The following is a 14,634-nucleotide window of genomic DNA, read 5'->3' as shown; positions in this document are numbered from 1 at the left end:
CGGGCAGGGCAGGCAGGTAGGAAATCTCGCGGATGGGATGGGGATTGCACGATGATCTTGAACGTCAAAAGCGCGCGTGCCCAGGCACACGTCAACAGAAAACCGAGAGCCTAGCACCACTGTCCACAGATGCGGCGGCATCGGTTTGTAAAATCCGATTATCCATGACCGCTCCTATCACCCCCACAGTTGGCGTTGCCTGGGCAGATTCTGCCCGCCACGCCGCATTCGACGCCTGGCTGGCACCGCTGGCTCAAAAGTACCAGCTGCTTCCCGCAACCCTGCGCCCCGCTTCGGCCGATGCGAGCTTTCGCCGCTATCTGCGCCTGGATCGCAGCGATGGAAGCAGCCTGATCGTCATGGACGCGCCGCCAGACAAGGAAGATTGCGCGCCTTTTGCCAAGGTTCAGGGCCTGATGAACCAGGCTGGCCTGTGCGTGCCGCAGATCCTGGACTGGGATGCCGTTCATGGCTTCATGCTGCTCAGCGACCTGGGCGGCCAAACCGTCATCGAGGCTCTGAACCCCGAAAAACCCCAGGATGCCGAAGCCTGGTACCGCTCGGCCATCGAGGTGCTGCTGGACTGGCAACTGGCCTCCAAGGCCGGCAATACCGGCAGCTTGCCTCTCTATGACGAGGCCCTGCTGCGCCGAGAGCTGCAGCTGTTTCCCGACTGGTACATCGCCAAGCACCGCCAGTTCACGCTGGACGACAAGCAGCAGGCCTTGCTCGGCAAGACCTTCGATCAGATCGTCGCCCACAATCTGCAGGCTCCCAGCGTCTATGTGCACCGTGACTTCATGATGCGCAACCTGATGCAGCCTGTGGCAAGCGGCGCGCCGCTGGGCGTGCTGGACTTCCAGGATGCCGTCTACGGCCCCATCACCTATGACATCGCCAGCCTGCTGCGAGATGCCTTCATCAGCTGGGAAGAGGACTTCATCATCGACATCACCATCCGTTACTGGGAAAAGGCCCGCAAGGCCGGCCTGGTGGGCGCCAACAGCGCCAGCGGCTGGGGTGATGACTTCGGCGAGTTCTACCGTGGGGTTGAATGGATGGGTCTGCAGCGCCACCTCAAGGTTGCGGGTATCTTTGCGCGCCTGACGCTGCGCGACGGCAAGCCCAAGTATCTGGCCGATGCGCCTCGTTTCATCCACTACATCCGATCCACCTGCAACCGCTACCGCGCGCTGGGCCCGTTCCTTAAATTGATCGACGAGATCGAGGGTATCCAGACGCAGGTCGGTTACGCCTACGGAAGAATGTAAATACCCCCTGAGCGGCTTTGCCGCTTCCCCCTCTCTCGCCTTGCTTCACAATGCGGGAGGGGGACGACGCCCTCGCTGCGGGGCGGCCCTTGCTTGGCGTCCCTGAGGTGATTCAGCGCCAGTTTTGCGAGCTACGGACTCTGCGTGGCACCATGAATCACGAACCCCGAATTTTTCCCTATGCCGCGCTATCACTGCCCTATTCCACTGCACATCGGCAACGAGCTGGACCTGCCTGCAGGTGCCGCCCGCCATGTGCAGGTGCTGCGCCACCAGCCCGGCGATGTCATCACCCTGTTTGAGGGCCAGACCGGCAACGGTTTTACCGGCGGCGAGTTCCAGGCGACCATCACCCACATGGGCCGCAGCGATGTGGGCGTGCGCGTGGACAGCCACAGCCCCGCCGAGCGCGAAGCCGAACGTGTCGTGCACCTGGTCGTCGGCATGCCCGCCAACGAGCGCATGGACTGGCTGGTGGAAAAAGCCACCGAGCTGGGTGTCGCCAGCATCCAGCCCGTGATGGCGGCGCGCAGCGTGCTCAAGCTCAAGGGCGACCGCGCCGACAAGAAGATCGAGCGCTGGCAGTCGATTGCCGTCTCGGCCTGCGAGCAATGCGGTCGCAACCAGGTACCCGTGATTCACGCTCCCCTGCCGCTGGCCGACTGGCTGCGCAGCAAGGATGCCCCTGCCACCGATGCGACGCGTCTGGTGCTGTCGCTGCGCGAAGGCAATCAACCGCTGCGTACTGCCGCCGGCGATGCTCAGGCAGTCTGGGTGCTGCATGGCCCCGAAGGGGGTCTGACCGCCCAGGAGGAAGACTTGGCCCTGGAGCAGGGCTGGAAGCCTGCCAGCCTCGGCTCCCGCGTGCTGCGCGCTGAAACGGCATCTGTTGCCGCCCTGTCCCTGCTGGCCCTGGAGTAAATCAATGAGCAGCTGTCATCTCTCTCTGGCCAAGCCCGAGTTTTATCTGCAGAACTTTCGCGTTGAGGCTCCCGAGCCCAGGCCCGAAAGCACCATCACCCCGCGCCGCCTTGGCTGCATCATCATCAACGCTGCCACAGAGTCCTCTGCAACGCTCTTGGGACGTACGTTTACAGCTCCTGAAGAAGGAGCACCCGCACTGCCGGTGGAACGGCTGCTGGTGCCGGCCAGCTTCGGTCTGGTGCCGCACTGGGTCAAATCGGCCTCGGACGGCCGCCTGCGCGCGCTCAAGCTGGTGAATGCAAAAATCGACAATCTGACCACGGGAACGGCCTTTCGCGATGCCTGGCTGGCAGGCCAGCGCTGCATCGTGCCGCTGCAGGCCTTTCAGGTCGACGACCTGCGCCCCGGCAAGCCCCTGCCGACCCGTATCACCCGCGTGGACAACCAGCCCATGGGCGCCGCCGGCGTCTGGGCGCGCTGGGTGGGCGAGGACGGCGAGGTCATCGTCAGCTACGCCCTCATCACCATCAATGCCAATGCCCATGCGCTGATGAACCGCTACGGCCAGCCCGGCAACGACAAGGCCATGCCGGCCATCCTCAACGAAGGCGCATACGACGCCTGGCTCAATGCCAAGGTGAACAAGGCCAAGGAGTTTCTGCGCCCCTACCCTGCGGAAAAACTGCGTGCCAACCCGGTGGAAAAAGGCCGCAAGCAGCCGCCACAGCAGTGGTAATCAGGGGGCTGGAAACTGCTGTTCCAGCCACTGCTCGAGCCGCGCAAAAACCGGCGCGGCAAGTTCGGGGCTCTCGTTGAAGATCTCGTGATAGGCCTCCTCAAAGCACTGGGACTGCACCAGATCGCGTGGCGCCTGGGCGGCAAAGGCAGCGCTGCCGGCCGGGTTGACCAGCTTGTCTTCGCCCGCCCATAGCAGCAGCGTGGGCACGCACCAGGCCGTGGCCTTGGACAGCACATGGCGGCCACCCTCGGCCATATAGCGCGCCAGCCGGGCGCTGATGCGCCGGTGCTGCAGTGCATCGGCGTCATAGGCCAGAGCCACATCCGGATCATGCGAGAGATAGGCGGACTGCACGCCATTGGCCACGCGCAGATTGGGCAGCAGCCTGGGCAGGCTCGCCACCAGCGCCTTCTGCACACCCGACAGATGCAGGGCCAGCGCCGGCGAGGACAGCACCAGCCCGTCCACATGACGCAGGCCTGACGCGACAAAATCAGCAGCCACCAGTCCACCCAGGCTGTGCCCCAGCAGCACCAGGGGCTGATGCCTGGGCATGGCAGCACGCGTGGCATCGAGCACCACGGCCAGATCGTCGAGCAAGCGCATATCGCTGGTCAGGCCGCCCTGCGGCCCGCCCGACAGGCCGTGGCCGTACTGGTCATAGGCCCGCACCGCAAAGCCGAGCTCGTTGAGCCGCTGCGCCAGCGCGGCATAGCGGCCGCTGTGCTCGCCCAGGCCATGCACCAGCAGCACCTGGGCACGGGGCTTGACTCCCGGCGCCAGCGGCCAGTCGCGCAGCGCAAGCTGGGTGGCGTCCGATGCGGCCATATGCAGCAGCCGGGGCGTCGTCTGGGTACGGGTATCGGTAGGCGTCATGCACGGTCTCTTCAGCTGGCAAGAGCTTGCAGGATGCAGCCGCCCCCCCGCCCGCGTCAACCGTGGCAATCCTCGACCCGTCCCTGGGAATTCAACACTATCGCCACCAAAAGGATAGCTGCCGGCGCTTTCTGGAAAAGCGTCAGCAGCTATTTTCAATGCCGCGATCAGGCCTGGTCCGGCTCCGTCTGATGGCGGGCCATGGCGGCAATCACCTCGGCCACCGACGCCGTGAGCTTCTTGGCATAGGGGACATGGAGGAACTCGTTGGGGCCGTGGGCATTGCTCTTGGGTCCGAGCACGCCGCAGACCATCATCTGCGCCTTGGGAAAGCCCTTGCTCAGCATATTCATCAGCGGAATCGTGCCACCCTGGCCGATATAGCCGCAGCCGGCGCCGAAATGGGCTTGGCTGGCGGCATTGAGCGCCTTCTCGAACCAGCCGTCCATGCCCGGCGCATTCCAGCCGCTGGAGCTTGAAAGGCCTTCCCAGGTCACCCTGGCCTCATAGGGCGCGTTGTCCTCCAGCAGGGCCTTCATCTCCTGCACGCAGGCTCCGGCATCGACCAGCGGCGGCAGGCGCAGGCTGAGCTTGAAGGCCGTGTAGGGGCGCAGCACATTGCCGGCATTTTGCAGATTGGGCATGCCCTCCACACCCGTCACGCTCAGCGTGGGCTCCCAGGTGCGACGCACCAGGGCCTGGACAGGATCGGTGGTCGTGGGCAGAGACACACGGGCCGAGCCACCGCAGTCGTAATGCGCCCAGGGAAAGCGCGCATAGGCGTCCTCGCCGAGGATCTCCGCCGTGGCGCGGATCTGCGCCATGCGCTCGGCCGGCACCTCGCAGTGAAAGCTCTGCGGCAGCACGCGGCCATTCTTGCTGTCCTCGAGACGATCCAGCACCTGGCGCATGATGCGAAAGGACGAGGGCACCACACCCGAGGCATCGCCCGAATGCACGCCCTCGGTGAGTATCTGCACCTTGAGCGTGCCGCTGGCCATGCCGCGCAGGCTGGTGGTCAGCCACAGCTGGTCGTAGTTGCCGGCGCCGCTGTCCAGACAGATCACCAGGCCCACATCGCCCAGACGCGGGCGCAAGGCATCCACATAGGGCAGCAGATCGGCCGAGCCGCTTTCCTCGCAGGTCTCGATGATGGCCACGATGCGGGGGTGAGGCACGTTCTGGCGCTTGAGCTCCTGAATCGCCGCCACGCTGGCATAGACCGCATAGCCGTCGTCGGCGCCGCCACGCCCGTAGAGCTTGCCGTCCTCGTACTTGGGCGTCCAGGGACCCAGATCGCTGCGCCAGCCTTCGAACTCGGGCTGCTTGTCGAGGTGTCCGTACATCAGCACCGTGGGGCTGGTCGAGGCCTTCTCGGCCGTACCTTCCACCTCGAAGAAGATGACCGGCGTGCGACCCGGCTGCTGAATCACTTCCAGCGTCAGCCCGGCCACCTTCTGCGCTTCCACCCAGGCCGCAGCATTGCGCAGCACGGTGGCGATATGGCCTTGCTGCTCCCAGTCGGGGGCAAACATGGGCGACTTGGCAGGGATGGTGATGTAGTTGGTCAGCTCGGGGACAATGCTTTGGTCCCACTGCTCGGTGATGTGCTGCAGCGCGTCCTGTGGCTGCAGCAGATTGGTGGGAGTACGTGCGTTCATGGTCGGCTCCTTCAGTGACGGGGCTACGAGCCATGACGGGCTCGCGCCATGCCCGTGATTGTGCGCCAATGCAGGTGCCTGCGCCTCAGGCATTGACATGGTGGATCAGGGTTTAGTGCAATGCCGGCGCCCCACGCTCCAACTGGAAGCGGGAAACCTCTCTCAACAGGCTTTCGGCCTGTTGGCGCAGCCCCTCGGCAGCGGCTGCGCTTTCCTCCACCAGGGCTGCGTTTTGCTGCGTGGCCTGGTCCATCTGCATGACAGCCTCGCCGACCTGGGCCACGCCTGCGCTCTGCTCGCTACTCGCTGCGCTGATCTCGCCCATGATGTCCGTCACACGGTGAATGGCACTGACGATCTCGTCCATGGTGCGACCTGCCTGGTCGGCCAGCGCACTGCCGTCTGCCACGCGTTCCACGCTGGCAGTGATCAACGTCTTGATTTCCTTGGCCGCATCGGCGCTGCGCCCCGCCAGGGCGCGCACCTCGCTGGCCACCACGGCAAATCCTCGGCCCTGTTCACCGGCGCGTGCAGCCTCCACAGCCGCGTTCAGTGCCAGGATATTGGTCTGGAAGGCGATGGCGTCTATGACGCCGATGATGTCGGCAATGCGCGAGCTGCTGGTGTTGATGTCCTGCATGGTCTGTACAACTCGCGCCACCACGGCACCGCCCTGCCGGGCCACTTGCGAGGCGTTCTGCGCCAGCCGATTGGCCGTCTGGGCGCTATCGGCGTTCTGGCGCACGGTGGCGTTGAGCTGCTCCATGCTGGCCGCCGTTTCCTCCAGCGCGCTGGCCTGGCTTTCGGTACGGGCAGACAGGTCGGCATTGCCCTGAGCAATCTCGCTGGAGGCATGTTGCATCTGCACCGATGCGCCGTGCACGCGCTGGACCAGTTCGCGCAGCGCGCCGCGCATGGTTTGCAGATCGGACATCAGGCCCCGGGCCATGCTGCCCGAGCCCCCATCGGTCAGATCGCCATCGGCCACGCGGCGCAACGCCTTGCGCGCATCGGCCGGGTCTCCGCCCAACTCGCTGCGCAGCGTGCGCACCATCACCCAGAGCAGCGTGGCCGAGATGACCACGGCCAGCAGGGCCAGCAGACCCGACCACAGCTGCATGCGCTGGGCGCTGGCACGGGTGGCTGCATGCGATGCTTCGGCCGCATCGCGGGCCGCCTTGAGCTGTTGCAGCACGGCTTCGCGCAGCTTGCGCCAGGCCGGGGTTTCCCGAGTCTTGAGCGCGGCTGCGGCGGTGTCATAGTCCTCGGCCGCCAGAGTCACGATCTGGTCCTGCGCTTCGGACTGGGCCTGGCGCAAGGCCTGCAGGCTCTTGACGGCGACTTCCATGGCCGTTCCCTGCACGCGCCGGCTCAGATCGTCATAGGCGGCGTCATAGGCCCGACGGGCATTGCCCAGGTTCTGCACGGCCTGCCCGTCCGACGGATCCATCACGATATTGCGCAGTGCCTGGCCCGATTGCAGACCCTGGGCATACAGCTCCTGCAACTGCGCCACCACGGCTTGGTTGTTCCTCAGGTAGTCGTTGAAATCGGACTGTGTACGGGTCAGCCCCCACTGGCTGCTGAGCAGCGCCAAAACAAACAAGGCTGCAGGTGCAGCCGAGCAAAAAATGAGACGGGAACTAAAACGCATGGCAAGGCGCGCACCAGCCGAGGCTTCGGCGCATTGATTCAGATCAAAAAAAATAAGCAGTTGATTATGAATCAAATGCTTACATTTTTGCATCGCGGTAGCAGCAGCACCGCTTTGTCGCAGGAGCGCTGCCCTCTCAGATTTAAGAGCTTCCGGCTCGTGTCAGACAATGAATTCGACGTGAATCAATACCCGATTCATTGCCAATGAATCGTAATTAGCTACTGTTTCAAGAGCAGCAATCAGGCATGCTCGAAGTGGAACACCGCCGTTGTCGCCAACAGATTGGGCAGGCTCCTCACCACCTGACCGTTTTGCAGACCGAAGGAGTCGCGAATGCGCAGGCGGTTCTTGGTGGCCAGCACCTCGAAGTCCTTGTAGGTGCCCACCCGGATATTCGGCGTGTCATACCACTGGTAAGGCAGGCGACGCGTGACCGGCATGCGCCCGCGCAGCACGGAAAAGCGATTTTGCCAATGTGCAAAGTTGGGAAAGGCAACCACGCCTTGCTTGCCGATGCGGGCCGTCTCCTGCAACATCACCTCGGCATTGCGCAAATGCTGCAGCGTGTCGATCTGCAGCACCACATCGAAGCTGTTGTCGCCGAAGATGGCCAGGCCGTCCTCCAGATTGAGCTGCAGCACGTTCACGCCGCGGCGCGTGCAGGCCAGCACATTGGCGTCGTCCAGTTCCACGCCATAGCCCGTACATCCGCGCTCTCGCACCAGATGCTCGAGCAGCGCGCCGTCGCCACAACCCAGGTCCAGCACGCGTGCGCCCTCGGGCACCAACTGGGCAATGGCTTTCATGGTGGTCAACTCGGTCATGCGGCTTCTCCTGCGCGTTCGGCGGTGTTCAGTTCTTTGGCAATGCCTTCAAAATAGGAGCGCATCACGCCCATATAGCGTGGGTCATCAAGCAAAAACGCATCATGACCATGGGGGGCGTCGATCTCGGCATAGCTGACGTCGCGGTTGTTCTCCAGCAGCGACTTGACGATCTCTCGGCTGCGCGCCGGTGCGAAGCGCCAGTCCGTCGTGAAGCTCACGAGCAGAAACCGGGCCTTGGCCACGGCCAGCGCCCGGGTCAGATCGCCGTCATGAGCGCGCGCCGGATCGAAATAGTCCAGTGCGCGCGTGATGAGCAGATAGGTGTTGGCGTCAAAGTAGCCGCTGAACTTCTCGCCCTGGTAGCGCAGATAGCTCTCGATCTGGAACTCCACATCCTGGGTGCTGTACAGGTAATCGCGCCGCTCCGGCGCCGGGCCGCCCCGAGTCAGGTCAGCCCCCTCGGCGAGGAGCGCGGGGGCCCTGAGACTGCGGCCGAACTTCTGGTTCATCACGTCATCGCTCAGATAGGTGATGTGGCCTATCATGCGCGCGATGCGCAGGCCGCGCGCAGGCACCACGCCATGCTCATAGAAATGGCCGCCGTTGAAATCCGGATCGGTGACGATGGCGCGACGCGCCACCTCGTTGAAGGCAATGTTCTCGGCGTTCAGATTCGGCGCGCTGGCCACCACCACGGCATGGCGCATGCGCTCGGGATAGCGCAGCGACCAGGACAGGGCCTGCATGCCGCCCAGGCTGCCGCCCAGCACGGCGGCGAGCTTCCCGACCCCCAGGCGGTCCAGCAGACGCGCCTGCGCATCCACCCAGTCCTCCACCGTCACCACGGGGAAATCCGCACCATAGGGCTTGCCCGTGGCCGAGTTGGTGTGCATGGGGCCGGTAGAGCCGAAGCAGGAGCCCAGATTGTTGATGCCGATGACAAAGAACTTGTCGGTATCGACGGGCTTGCCCGGACCGATCATGTTGTCCCACCAGCCCTCGCTCTTGGGCTGGCCCTCGTAGCTGCCTGCTACATGGTGGGAGGCATTGAGCGCATGACAGACCACGATGGCATTGCTCTTGTCGGCATTGAGCTGGCCATAGGTCTCGAAGGCAAGATCGTAATCGGCGATGGAGCCACCGCTCTGCAGGGGCAGCGGCTCATCAAAATGCATGAACTGAGGTGTCGCGATGAAGGACATATGAAAAAACCCGGCATCGCTAAAAACGAGGCCGGGTCGGTGTACTGTCACTTCGCGGACGGGTCTTTAGCTGGATTTATAAAGCGCCCGCAAGCTTTGGCAAATCGGCGCGTGAAAGTGCAGTGTACTGCATTCATTGCACCGAACTCAAAAGCAGACTGTCAAAGCTGTCCAAGCCTTTTGAGCCTTGTGCAAATAGCTATGCTTTCGGTAGTTTCACACTTTGGTCAGGAGCGCCGCCACACCCAGCACCAGGAAGATCACGGCGCACACACGGTGAATCGTCTTGATCGGCAGCTTCTTGGTGATCTTCTCGCCAAACCACACCACCGGTGCATTGGCCAGCATCATGCCCAGCGTGGTGCCAGCCACCACCCAGTAATACGACAGAGGGTACTTGGCGGCCAGGCCCACCGTGGCCAGCTGGGTCTTGTCCCCCATCTCGGCCAGGAAGAACAGCATCAGCGTCGTACCGAAGACACCCCAACGCCCGGCGCCATTGCCGGTATCGTCATCGTCTAACTTGTCGGGAATCAGCATCCAGCCCGCCATGAGGATGAATGAAACCCCCAAGATCCAGCGCAGCACGTCGGGACCTAGCATCGTGGTGATCCAGTTGCCCACGGCGCCGGCCAGAGCATGGTTGACCAGCGTCGCGGCAAAAATGCCGGCCACGATGGGCAGTGGTTTGCGGAACTTGGCTGCCAGTACCAATGACAGCAGTTGGGTCTTGTCCCCCATTTCGGCCAGGGCGACGATGGAGGTGGATATGAGAAAGGCTTCCATGATGGGGATAGACGGCCGGAGTTGCCAGAACGCATTGACCACGCACCGACTCCGGCCTATCTCTTCATAGGTTTTCTCGGTACGTAATCAATGGTCTCGACCGGTCGCACCACGCATTGCACGCGGTACCGCATGCGCCATAGGTCACGAGGACCCAAGTCTGTTGACGCATGCATCCGGCAGACGGCTGCCGAACGGCCTACTCCCCAAAGAAAGTAGCAGTCATTCTACATGCTTAACCCTGTAAGACATCTGCGTATTTGGATATTCAAAATTTTGTATTTCAGGGTAACTCCCATCAGGACAATGTTGTTACAAGCACGAAATTTGATCTTTTCGTAATACTACGGCTTCTCTTGTGACTCATAATGCTTGAGTCTTTGTCTGGAAAGCAATTTCTGGATGGGGCAAGTGCGTTAGCGTCTCTAATGTTGTCATCCAAGGCTGACTCCCTAGGGCTCCATCGCGTTTTCAAGTTTTTTCAGGAGTCCAGCATGGGCAACAAGCTTTACGTAGGCAATCTGCCTTATTCCTTCCGCGACCAAGATCTGCAAGACAGCTTCAGCGAATTCGGCACTGTGAACAGCGCCAAGGTGATGATGGAGCGCGACACCGGCCGTTCCAAGGGCTTTGGCTTTGTGGAAATGGGCAGCGATGCCGAAGCACAAGCCGCTATCCAAGGCCTGCACGGCCAAAACCGTGGCGGCCGTGATCTGGTCGTGAACGAAGCACGCCCCATGGAGCCTCGTCCTCCCCGCTCCGGCGGCTTCGGCGGCGGCTTCGGCGGCGGTCGTGAAGGTGGTTTTGGCGGTGGCCGTGGTGACGGCGGCTTCGGCGGTGGCCGTGGCGACGGCGGCTACGGCCGTCGCAATAGCTACTAATCAGTTATTGCCAATAACAAAAAAAGGATCTTCGGATCCTTTTTTTGTTGCTAAACGTTAGCAATGCGGTTTTCGAGCATTTATTTTTTTTCATTGTTCTCCGTCATAATTCCTTTCTCGGGCATTTCCCGTTCACAAGCGAATAGGTGTTCAGGATTTTTTGCATGTTTTCCCATGGATATGCAGTGGACGTCCTGAATTCGATCGCGCCATTGAAGCATTGAGGAGCTAGGAGTTATTAATGGGCAATAAGCTGTATGTCGGCAACCTTCCTTATGGTGTGCGTGACAACGATCTTGAGCAGGCGTTCAGCCAGTTTGGAGCCGTAGCAAGTGCACGCGTCATGATGGAACGAGACACCGGCCGCTCCAAAGGCTTTGGTTTTGTGGAAATGGCCAGCGAAGCAGAAGCACAAGCCGCCATTCAAGGCATGAATGGTCAGCCCCTCGGGGGTCGCAGCCTCGTCGTGAATGAGGCACGCCCTATGGAACCCCGCCCCCCTCGCTCCGGCGGTTATGGAGGCGGCTTCCGCAGTGAAGGCGGTTTTGGCGGCGGTAATCGCGATGGCGGTTACGGTGGCCGCAGTGAAGGTGGTGGCTATGGTCGCGGTGATGGCGGCGGCTATGGCGGTGGTGGTCGCGGCGAAGGCGGCTTCCGCAGCCCCTATGGCTCAGGCCCACGCCACGGTGGTCGCGGCGGCTACGGTGGTGGCAATAACCACGGCGAATGAGCTTCTTTTAACAGCTCAGCAATAAAGGCACGATAGCGTGCCTTTATTTATTTTTGAAGACATTCAAATGCATAGTCATTTCCCAATGTCTTCCACTCAATCCTTTTTTAGATGCCTGGGCTTTCTGGTTTTTCCCAGAGTCAATCTATCCCACAGATAAGCGGGCAGCACCCGCATTACGCCGCCGACAATCCTCATCTGCCAGGGAATAATCGCATATCTGGCTTTGCGCTCTATAACCCGAAAGGCACGCCTTGCGAACTCCTCGGGCGAGAGCAGAAAAGGCATGGAATACGGATTATTTTTCGTCAACGGAGTGTCCACATAGCCAGGCAATAAACTGGTCACAGAGACCCCGGATTTCTGCAACTCAACACGCAGACTCTCACAGTAAGCAATGGCGGCCGCTTTACTGGCCGAATATGCGGCATGGCCGGGCAGGCCGCGAATACCAGCCACACTGCAAATACCCACCAGACGCCCGGAGCCGCGTCGCACCATGGGTGCAATAAACGGCTGAAAGCTTGCAGCCAACCCCATGGTGTTGCTGGCCAGCACCTGCTGCATGACCTCAAGATCCTCGCGCAAGGAGGTATCCACACCCCAGCTGACTCCCGCGTTGGCAATAACAACATCAGGCAGGCCCTGGCGCTCCAGACAGGCATTCGCAGCACTGCAAGCACTTGCTATGTTCGTGACATCCGCGCCATAAACGGCGTAGCGGGATGCATCCATTCGCATGGACTGCGCCCATTGCTCCATGAGCACGGTGCGTCTTGCCACCAGTGCGATCGACCAGCCACGCTGATAGTAATACCAGGCCAGGGCCTGCCCAATGCCGCTGGAGGCACCGGTGATATAGACGAGTCCGGCCCCATGCCCTGCCATGATTTACGGCTTCTGGCTGGGCTGGATGACGCCCTTGACCCGCCCCTGCATCTGCAGAATCTGATCAAGGTGCGCGTACTGCATGCTGTCACCGGTAAATATGTCGTTGCCACGGGTCATGACCACAGCTTTGTTGGTGCTGACGCGCTCGTCATTGGGCCAGATTTGCAGGAACTCGCTCTCCAGCCGCATGGCAGGCAAGGCCTTCTGGGTGGCAGTTGCAGGCACCGGCTCGCGCTGAATGACGGCCTGGCCGAACATCTGGATTTCCGAGCCGTCGCCATTGCTCAATGCCCGGTTGGAGCTGCCCACGGTCCTGCGTCCATCAGGCGTGAAGCTCAGCATGCGTGCGTCGTAGACTTCCAGCGTATCGGTGTCGGGAAAGTGCTCACCTGTCGCGCCATTCAGGCGATTTTTGAGGCGGCCCGATGCTTCGAAATTCTTGATGACGAAGTCTTTGAGGAAATAGTCCGGGTCGTGCCGCACGGCCTTCTCCGCGCCACTGACAATCGGCTTGGGAGCATTGCGCACCAGCCACCAGGTGCCCAACGCCAGCAGACCCATGATGAGCACGGGGAGATACATCGAGGCCTTGTCGCCCACACGGCGCCATTGCCCGCTCATGAGCCATACCCCGAAAGCAGCGCCGCATAAGCACCATTGGCGGCCAGCAGCAGATCGCAGAACTGCCGCACTGCCCCCTCTCCGCCATTCTTGGCACTGACCCAGTCCGCCACATGTGATACCTCGTCATGGGCATTGGCGGGTGCGCAGGAAAAGTGGCTGCGACGCATGACGGGAAGATCGGGCCAGTCGTCCCCCATGGCGGCGGCCTGCGGCCATTGCAGACCCAGTTCAGCCAGGATGGACTCGGCAGCCGGCACTTTGTCCTCCGTGCCAAAGCGCGCATGTTCAATGCCCAGTTGCTTCAAGCGCAAACGCAGCGGCGCAGAGTCTCGCCCCGTCACCACGGCCGGCGTGATGCCGGCCTTTTGCAACATTTTCAGGCCATGACCATCCAGCGTATGGAAGCGCTTGAGGACCTCACCCTCACCCGAGAAATAAAGGCCGCCATCGGTCAGCACGCCATCCACATCGAAGAAGGCCACACGAATTCCCTGGGCCTTGAGCAGCAACTGTGGGTCCCATTGCTGGCGGGGTGTCAGAGCAGGTCGGTTCATCAAATCACCTTGGCACGCATCAGATCGCGAATATGCACCACACCCTGCAGGCGCTGGTTGTCATCGGCCACCAGCACTGCGGTAATGCCATGTTCTTCCATCATGCGTGCCGCAGCCACCGCCAGCAGATCGGGCTTGATCGTCAGAGGCCTGGCATGCATGACGTCCTGCGCCGTGCGGCTGCGCAGATCCACGCCAGCTTCCACGCAGCGGCGCAAATCACCATCGGTAAAGATTCCCACCAGCTCACCGGATGCGTTGACCACGGCGGAGCAGCCCAGGCCCTTGGCACTCATTTCGCGCATCAGGTCCACGCTGCTCACATCCTGGGCAACCTGGGGCACATCGACACCACGGCGCATCACATCGCGCACATGAGTCAGCAGGCGTCGCCCCAATGCTCCTCCGGGGTGTGAGCGCGCAAAATCCTCGGCACCAAAGCCCCGGGCATCGAGCAAGGCCACGGCCAGCGCATCTCCCATGGCCAGCTGAGCCGTGGTGCTGGCAGTGGGTGCCAGGTTCAAGGGACAAGCTTCCTTGTCGACATGGGTGTCCAGCACCCAGTCTGCATGCTTGGCCAGTGTCGATTGCAGACCGCCGGTCACGGCCACCAGGGGCACGCCCATGCGCTTGATGGCGGGCAACACGCCCGTCAGCTCATCGGTCTCGCCGCTATTGGACAGGGCCAGCACCAGATCATCCTGTGTCAGCATGCCCAGGTCGCCATGACTGGCTTCTGCGGGGTGCACGAAAAAGGAGGGAGTCCCTGTGGACGCGAGCGTCGCGGCCACCTTCCGGCCCACATGCCCGCTTTTGCCCATGCCCATGACCACCACACGGCCCGGCAGCTGCAGAATGCGCTGAACCACCGCCGTGAATGCGCCATTGAGGCGCACCGACATCGCACGCAAGGCAGCGGCCTCTATATCCAGGGCCTCGCGGGCCAGGTTCAAAGCTCGCGGTGCGTCGATCAGACGCGAATTGGCAGCATCAGAATTCATGCCCGGATTT

General features: G+C 61.9%; 15 protein-coding genes. 5 read left to right on the top strand and 10 right to left on the bottom strand.

Going from position 1 to position 14,634, the window contains the following annotated elements; all coding sequences use genetic code 11:
* Positions 1-164 precede the first annotated feature (164 nt).
* The 3 genes from V8Z78_RS14195 (at position 165) to V8Z78_RS14185 (ending at position 2,931) form a co-directional block, all read left to right on the top strand.
* On the top strand, positions 165-1,271 hold the full coding sequence (locus V8Z78_RS14195; RefSeq protein ID WP_054074287.1) for an aminoglycoside phosphotransferase family protein: 1,107 nt from the start codon (positions 165-167) through the stop codon (positions 1,269-1,271).
* A gap of 180 nt (positions 1,272-1,451) precedes the next feature.
* Positions 1,452-2,192 carry a 16S rRNA (uracil(1498)-N(3))-methyltransferase gene (locus V8Z78_RS14190; RefSeq protein WP_057094080.1) on the top strand — a complete coding sequence of 247 codons (741 nt, stop codon included), beginning with the start codon at positions 1,452-1,454 and terminating at the stop codon, positions 2,190-2,192.
* Positions 2,193-2,196: 4 nt separating this feature from the next.
* On the top strand, positions 2,197-2,931 hold the full coding sequence (locus tag V8Z78_RS14185) for an SOS response-associated peptidase (protein WP_349731579.1): 735 nt from the start codon (positions 2,197-2,199) through the stop codon (positions 2,929-2,931).
* Here V8Z78_RS14185 and V8Z78_RS14180 read toward each other — a convergent pair whose 3' ends face one another.
* The 6 genes from V8Z78_RS14180 to V8Z78_RS14155 all read right to left on the bottom strand — a co-directional run bounded on the left by V8Z78_RS14180 (position 2,932) and on the right by V8Z78_RS14155 (position 9,943).
* Positions 2,932-3,810, bottom strand: a complete 879-nt coding sequence (locus V8Z78_RS14180) for an alpha/beta hydrolase (protein WP_349731578.1) — start codon at positions 3,808-3,810, stop codon at positions 2,932-2,934.
* Between the two features lie 167 nt (positions 3,811-3,977).
* Entirely contained in the window at positions 3,978-5,471 is a 1,494-nt protein-coding gene (locus tag V8Z78_RS14175; protein WP_054074283.1) for a M20 family metallopeptidase, read from the bottom strand.
* A 112-nt stretch (positions 5,472-5,583) separates the two neighbouring features.
* The gene (locus tag V8Z78_RS14170) at positions 5,584-7,125 is read right to left on the bottom strand and encodes a methyl-accepting chemotaxis protein (RefSeq protein WP_349731577.1); all 1,542 of its coding nucleotides are present in this window, start codon (positions 7,123-7,125) and stop codon (positions 5,584-5,586) included.
* 242 nt (positions 7,126-7,367) lie between these two features.
* Entirely contained in the window at positions 7,368-7,952 is a 585-nt protein-coding gene (gene metW, locus V8Z78_RS14165) for a methionine biosynthesis protein MetW (protein ID WP_003066861.1), read from the bottom strand.
* The gene (gene metX / locus V8Z78_RS14160) at positions 7,949-9,157 is read right to left on the bottom strand and encodes a homoserine O-succinyltransferase MetX (protein ID WP_057094083.1); all 1,209 of its coding nucleotides are present in this window, start codon (positions 9,155-9,157) and stop codon (positions 7,949-7,951) included. The genes metW and metX overlap by 4 nt, the downstream gene beginning before the upstream one ends.
* A 216-nt stretch (positions 9,158-9,373) precedes the next feature.
* On the bottom strand, positions 9,374-9,943 hold the full coding sequence (locus V8Z78_RS14155; protein ID WP_003066856.1) for a TMEM165/GDT1 family protein: 570 nt from the start codon (positions 9,941-9,943) through the stop codon (positions 9,374-9,376).
* A 494-nt stretch (positions 9,944-10,437) separates the two neighbouring features.
* On the opposite strand from V8Z78_RS14155, the gene rbp (V8Z78_RS14150) reads away from it, so the two are divergent.
* Positions 10,438-10,824 (top strand): RNA-binding regulator, encoded by a 387-nt coding sequence (gene rbp, locus V8Z78_RS14150; RefSeq protein ID WP_003066853.1) that lies wholly within the window; start codon positions 10,438-10,440, stop codon positions 10,822-10,824.
* A 241-nt stretch (positions 10,825-11,065) separates the two neighbouring features.
* The gene (gene rbp, locus V8Z78_RS14145; RefSeq protein ID WP_003066850.1) at positions 11,066-11,554 is read left to right on the top strand and encodes an RNA-binding regulator; all 489 of its coding nucleotides are present in this window, start codon (positions 11,066-11,068) and stop codon (positions 11,552-11,554) included.
* Between the two features lie 96 nt (positions 11,555-11,650).
* On the opposite strand, the gene V8Z78_RS14140 is transcribed toward rbp (V8Z78_RS14145), so the two are convergent.
* The 4 genes from V8Z78_RS14140 to V8Z78_RS14125 are packed head-to-tail and all read right to left on the bottom strand — an operon-like array spanning position 11,651 to position 14,624.
* Complete coding sequence (locus V8Z78_RS14140; protein WP_003066849.1) at positions 11,651-12,442, bottom strand: SDR family oxidoreductase; 792 nt, start codon at positions 12,440-12,442, stop codon at positions 11,651-11,653.
* 3 nt (positions 12,443-12,445) lie between these two features.
* Positions 12,446-13,066 carry an LPS export ABC transporter periplasmic protein LptC gene (lptC, locus tag V8Z78_RS14135; protein WP_349731576.1) on the bottom strand — a complete coding sequence of 207 codons (621 nt, stop codon included), beginning with the start codon at positions 13,064-13,066 and terminating at the stop codon, positions 12,446-12,448.
* On the bottom strand, positions 13,063-13,623 hold the full coding sequence (locus V8Z78_RS14130) for a KdsC family phosphatase (RefSeq protein WP_003066845.1): 561 nt from the start codon (positions 13,621-13,623) through the stop codon (positions 13,063-13,065). Before V8Z78_RS14130 ends, lptC begins: the two co-directional genes overlap by 4 nt.
* Complete coding sequence (locus V8Z78_RS14125; protein ID WP_003066843.1) at positions 13,623-14,624, bottom strand: KpsF/GutQ family sugar-phosphate isomerase; 1,002 nt, start codon at positions 14,622-14,624, stop codon at positions 13,623-13,625. The genes V8Z78_RS14130 and V8Z78_RS14125 overlap by 1 nt, the downstream gene beginning before the upstream one ends.
* Between the last annotated feature and the right edge of the window lie 10 nt (positions 14,625-14,634).

It is taken from the genome of Comamonas sp. wu1-DMT (assembly GCF_040187805.1).
In the GTDB taxonomy this organism is placed as follows: Bacteria; Pseudomonadota; Gammaproteobacteria; order Burkholderiales; family Burkholderiaceae_C; genus Comamonas; species Comamonas thiooxydans.
The sequence above is the reverse complement of the archived record's forward strand: the minus strand, read 5'-3'. Positions and strand labels throughout refer to the sequence as shown.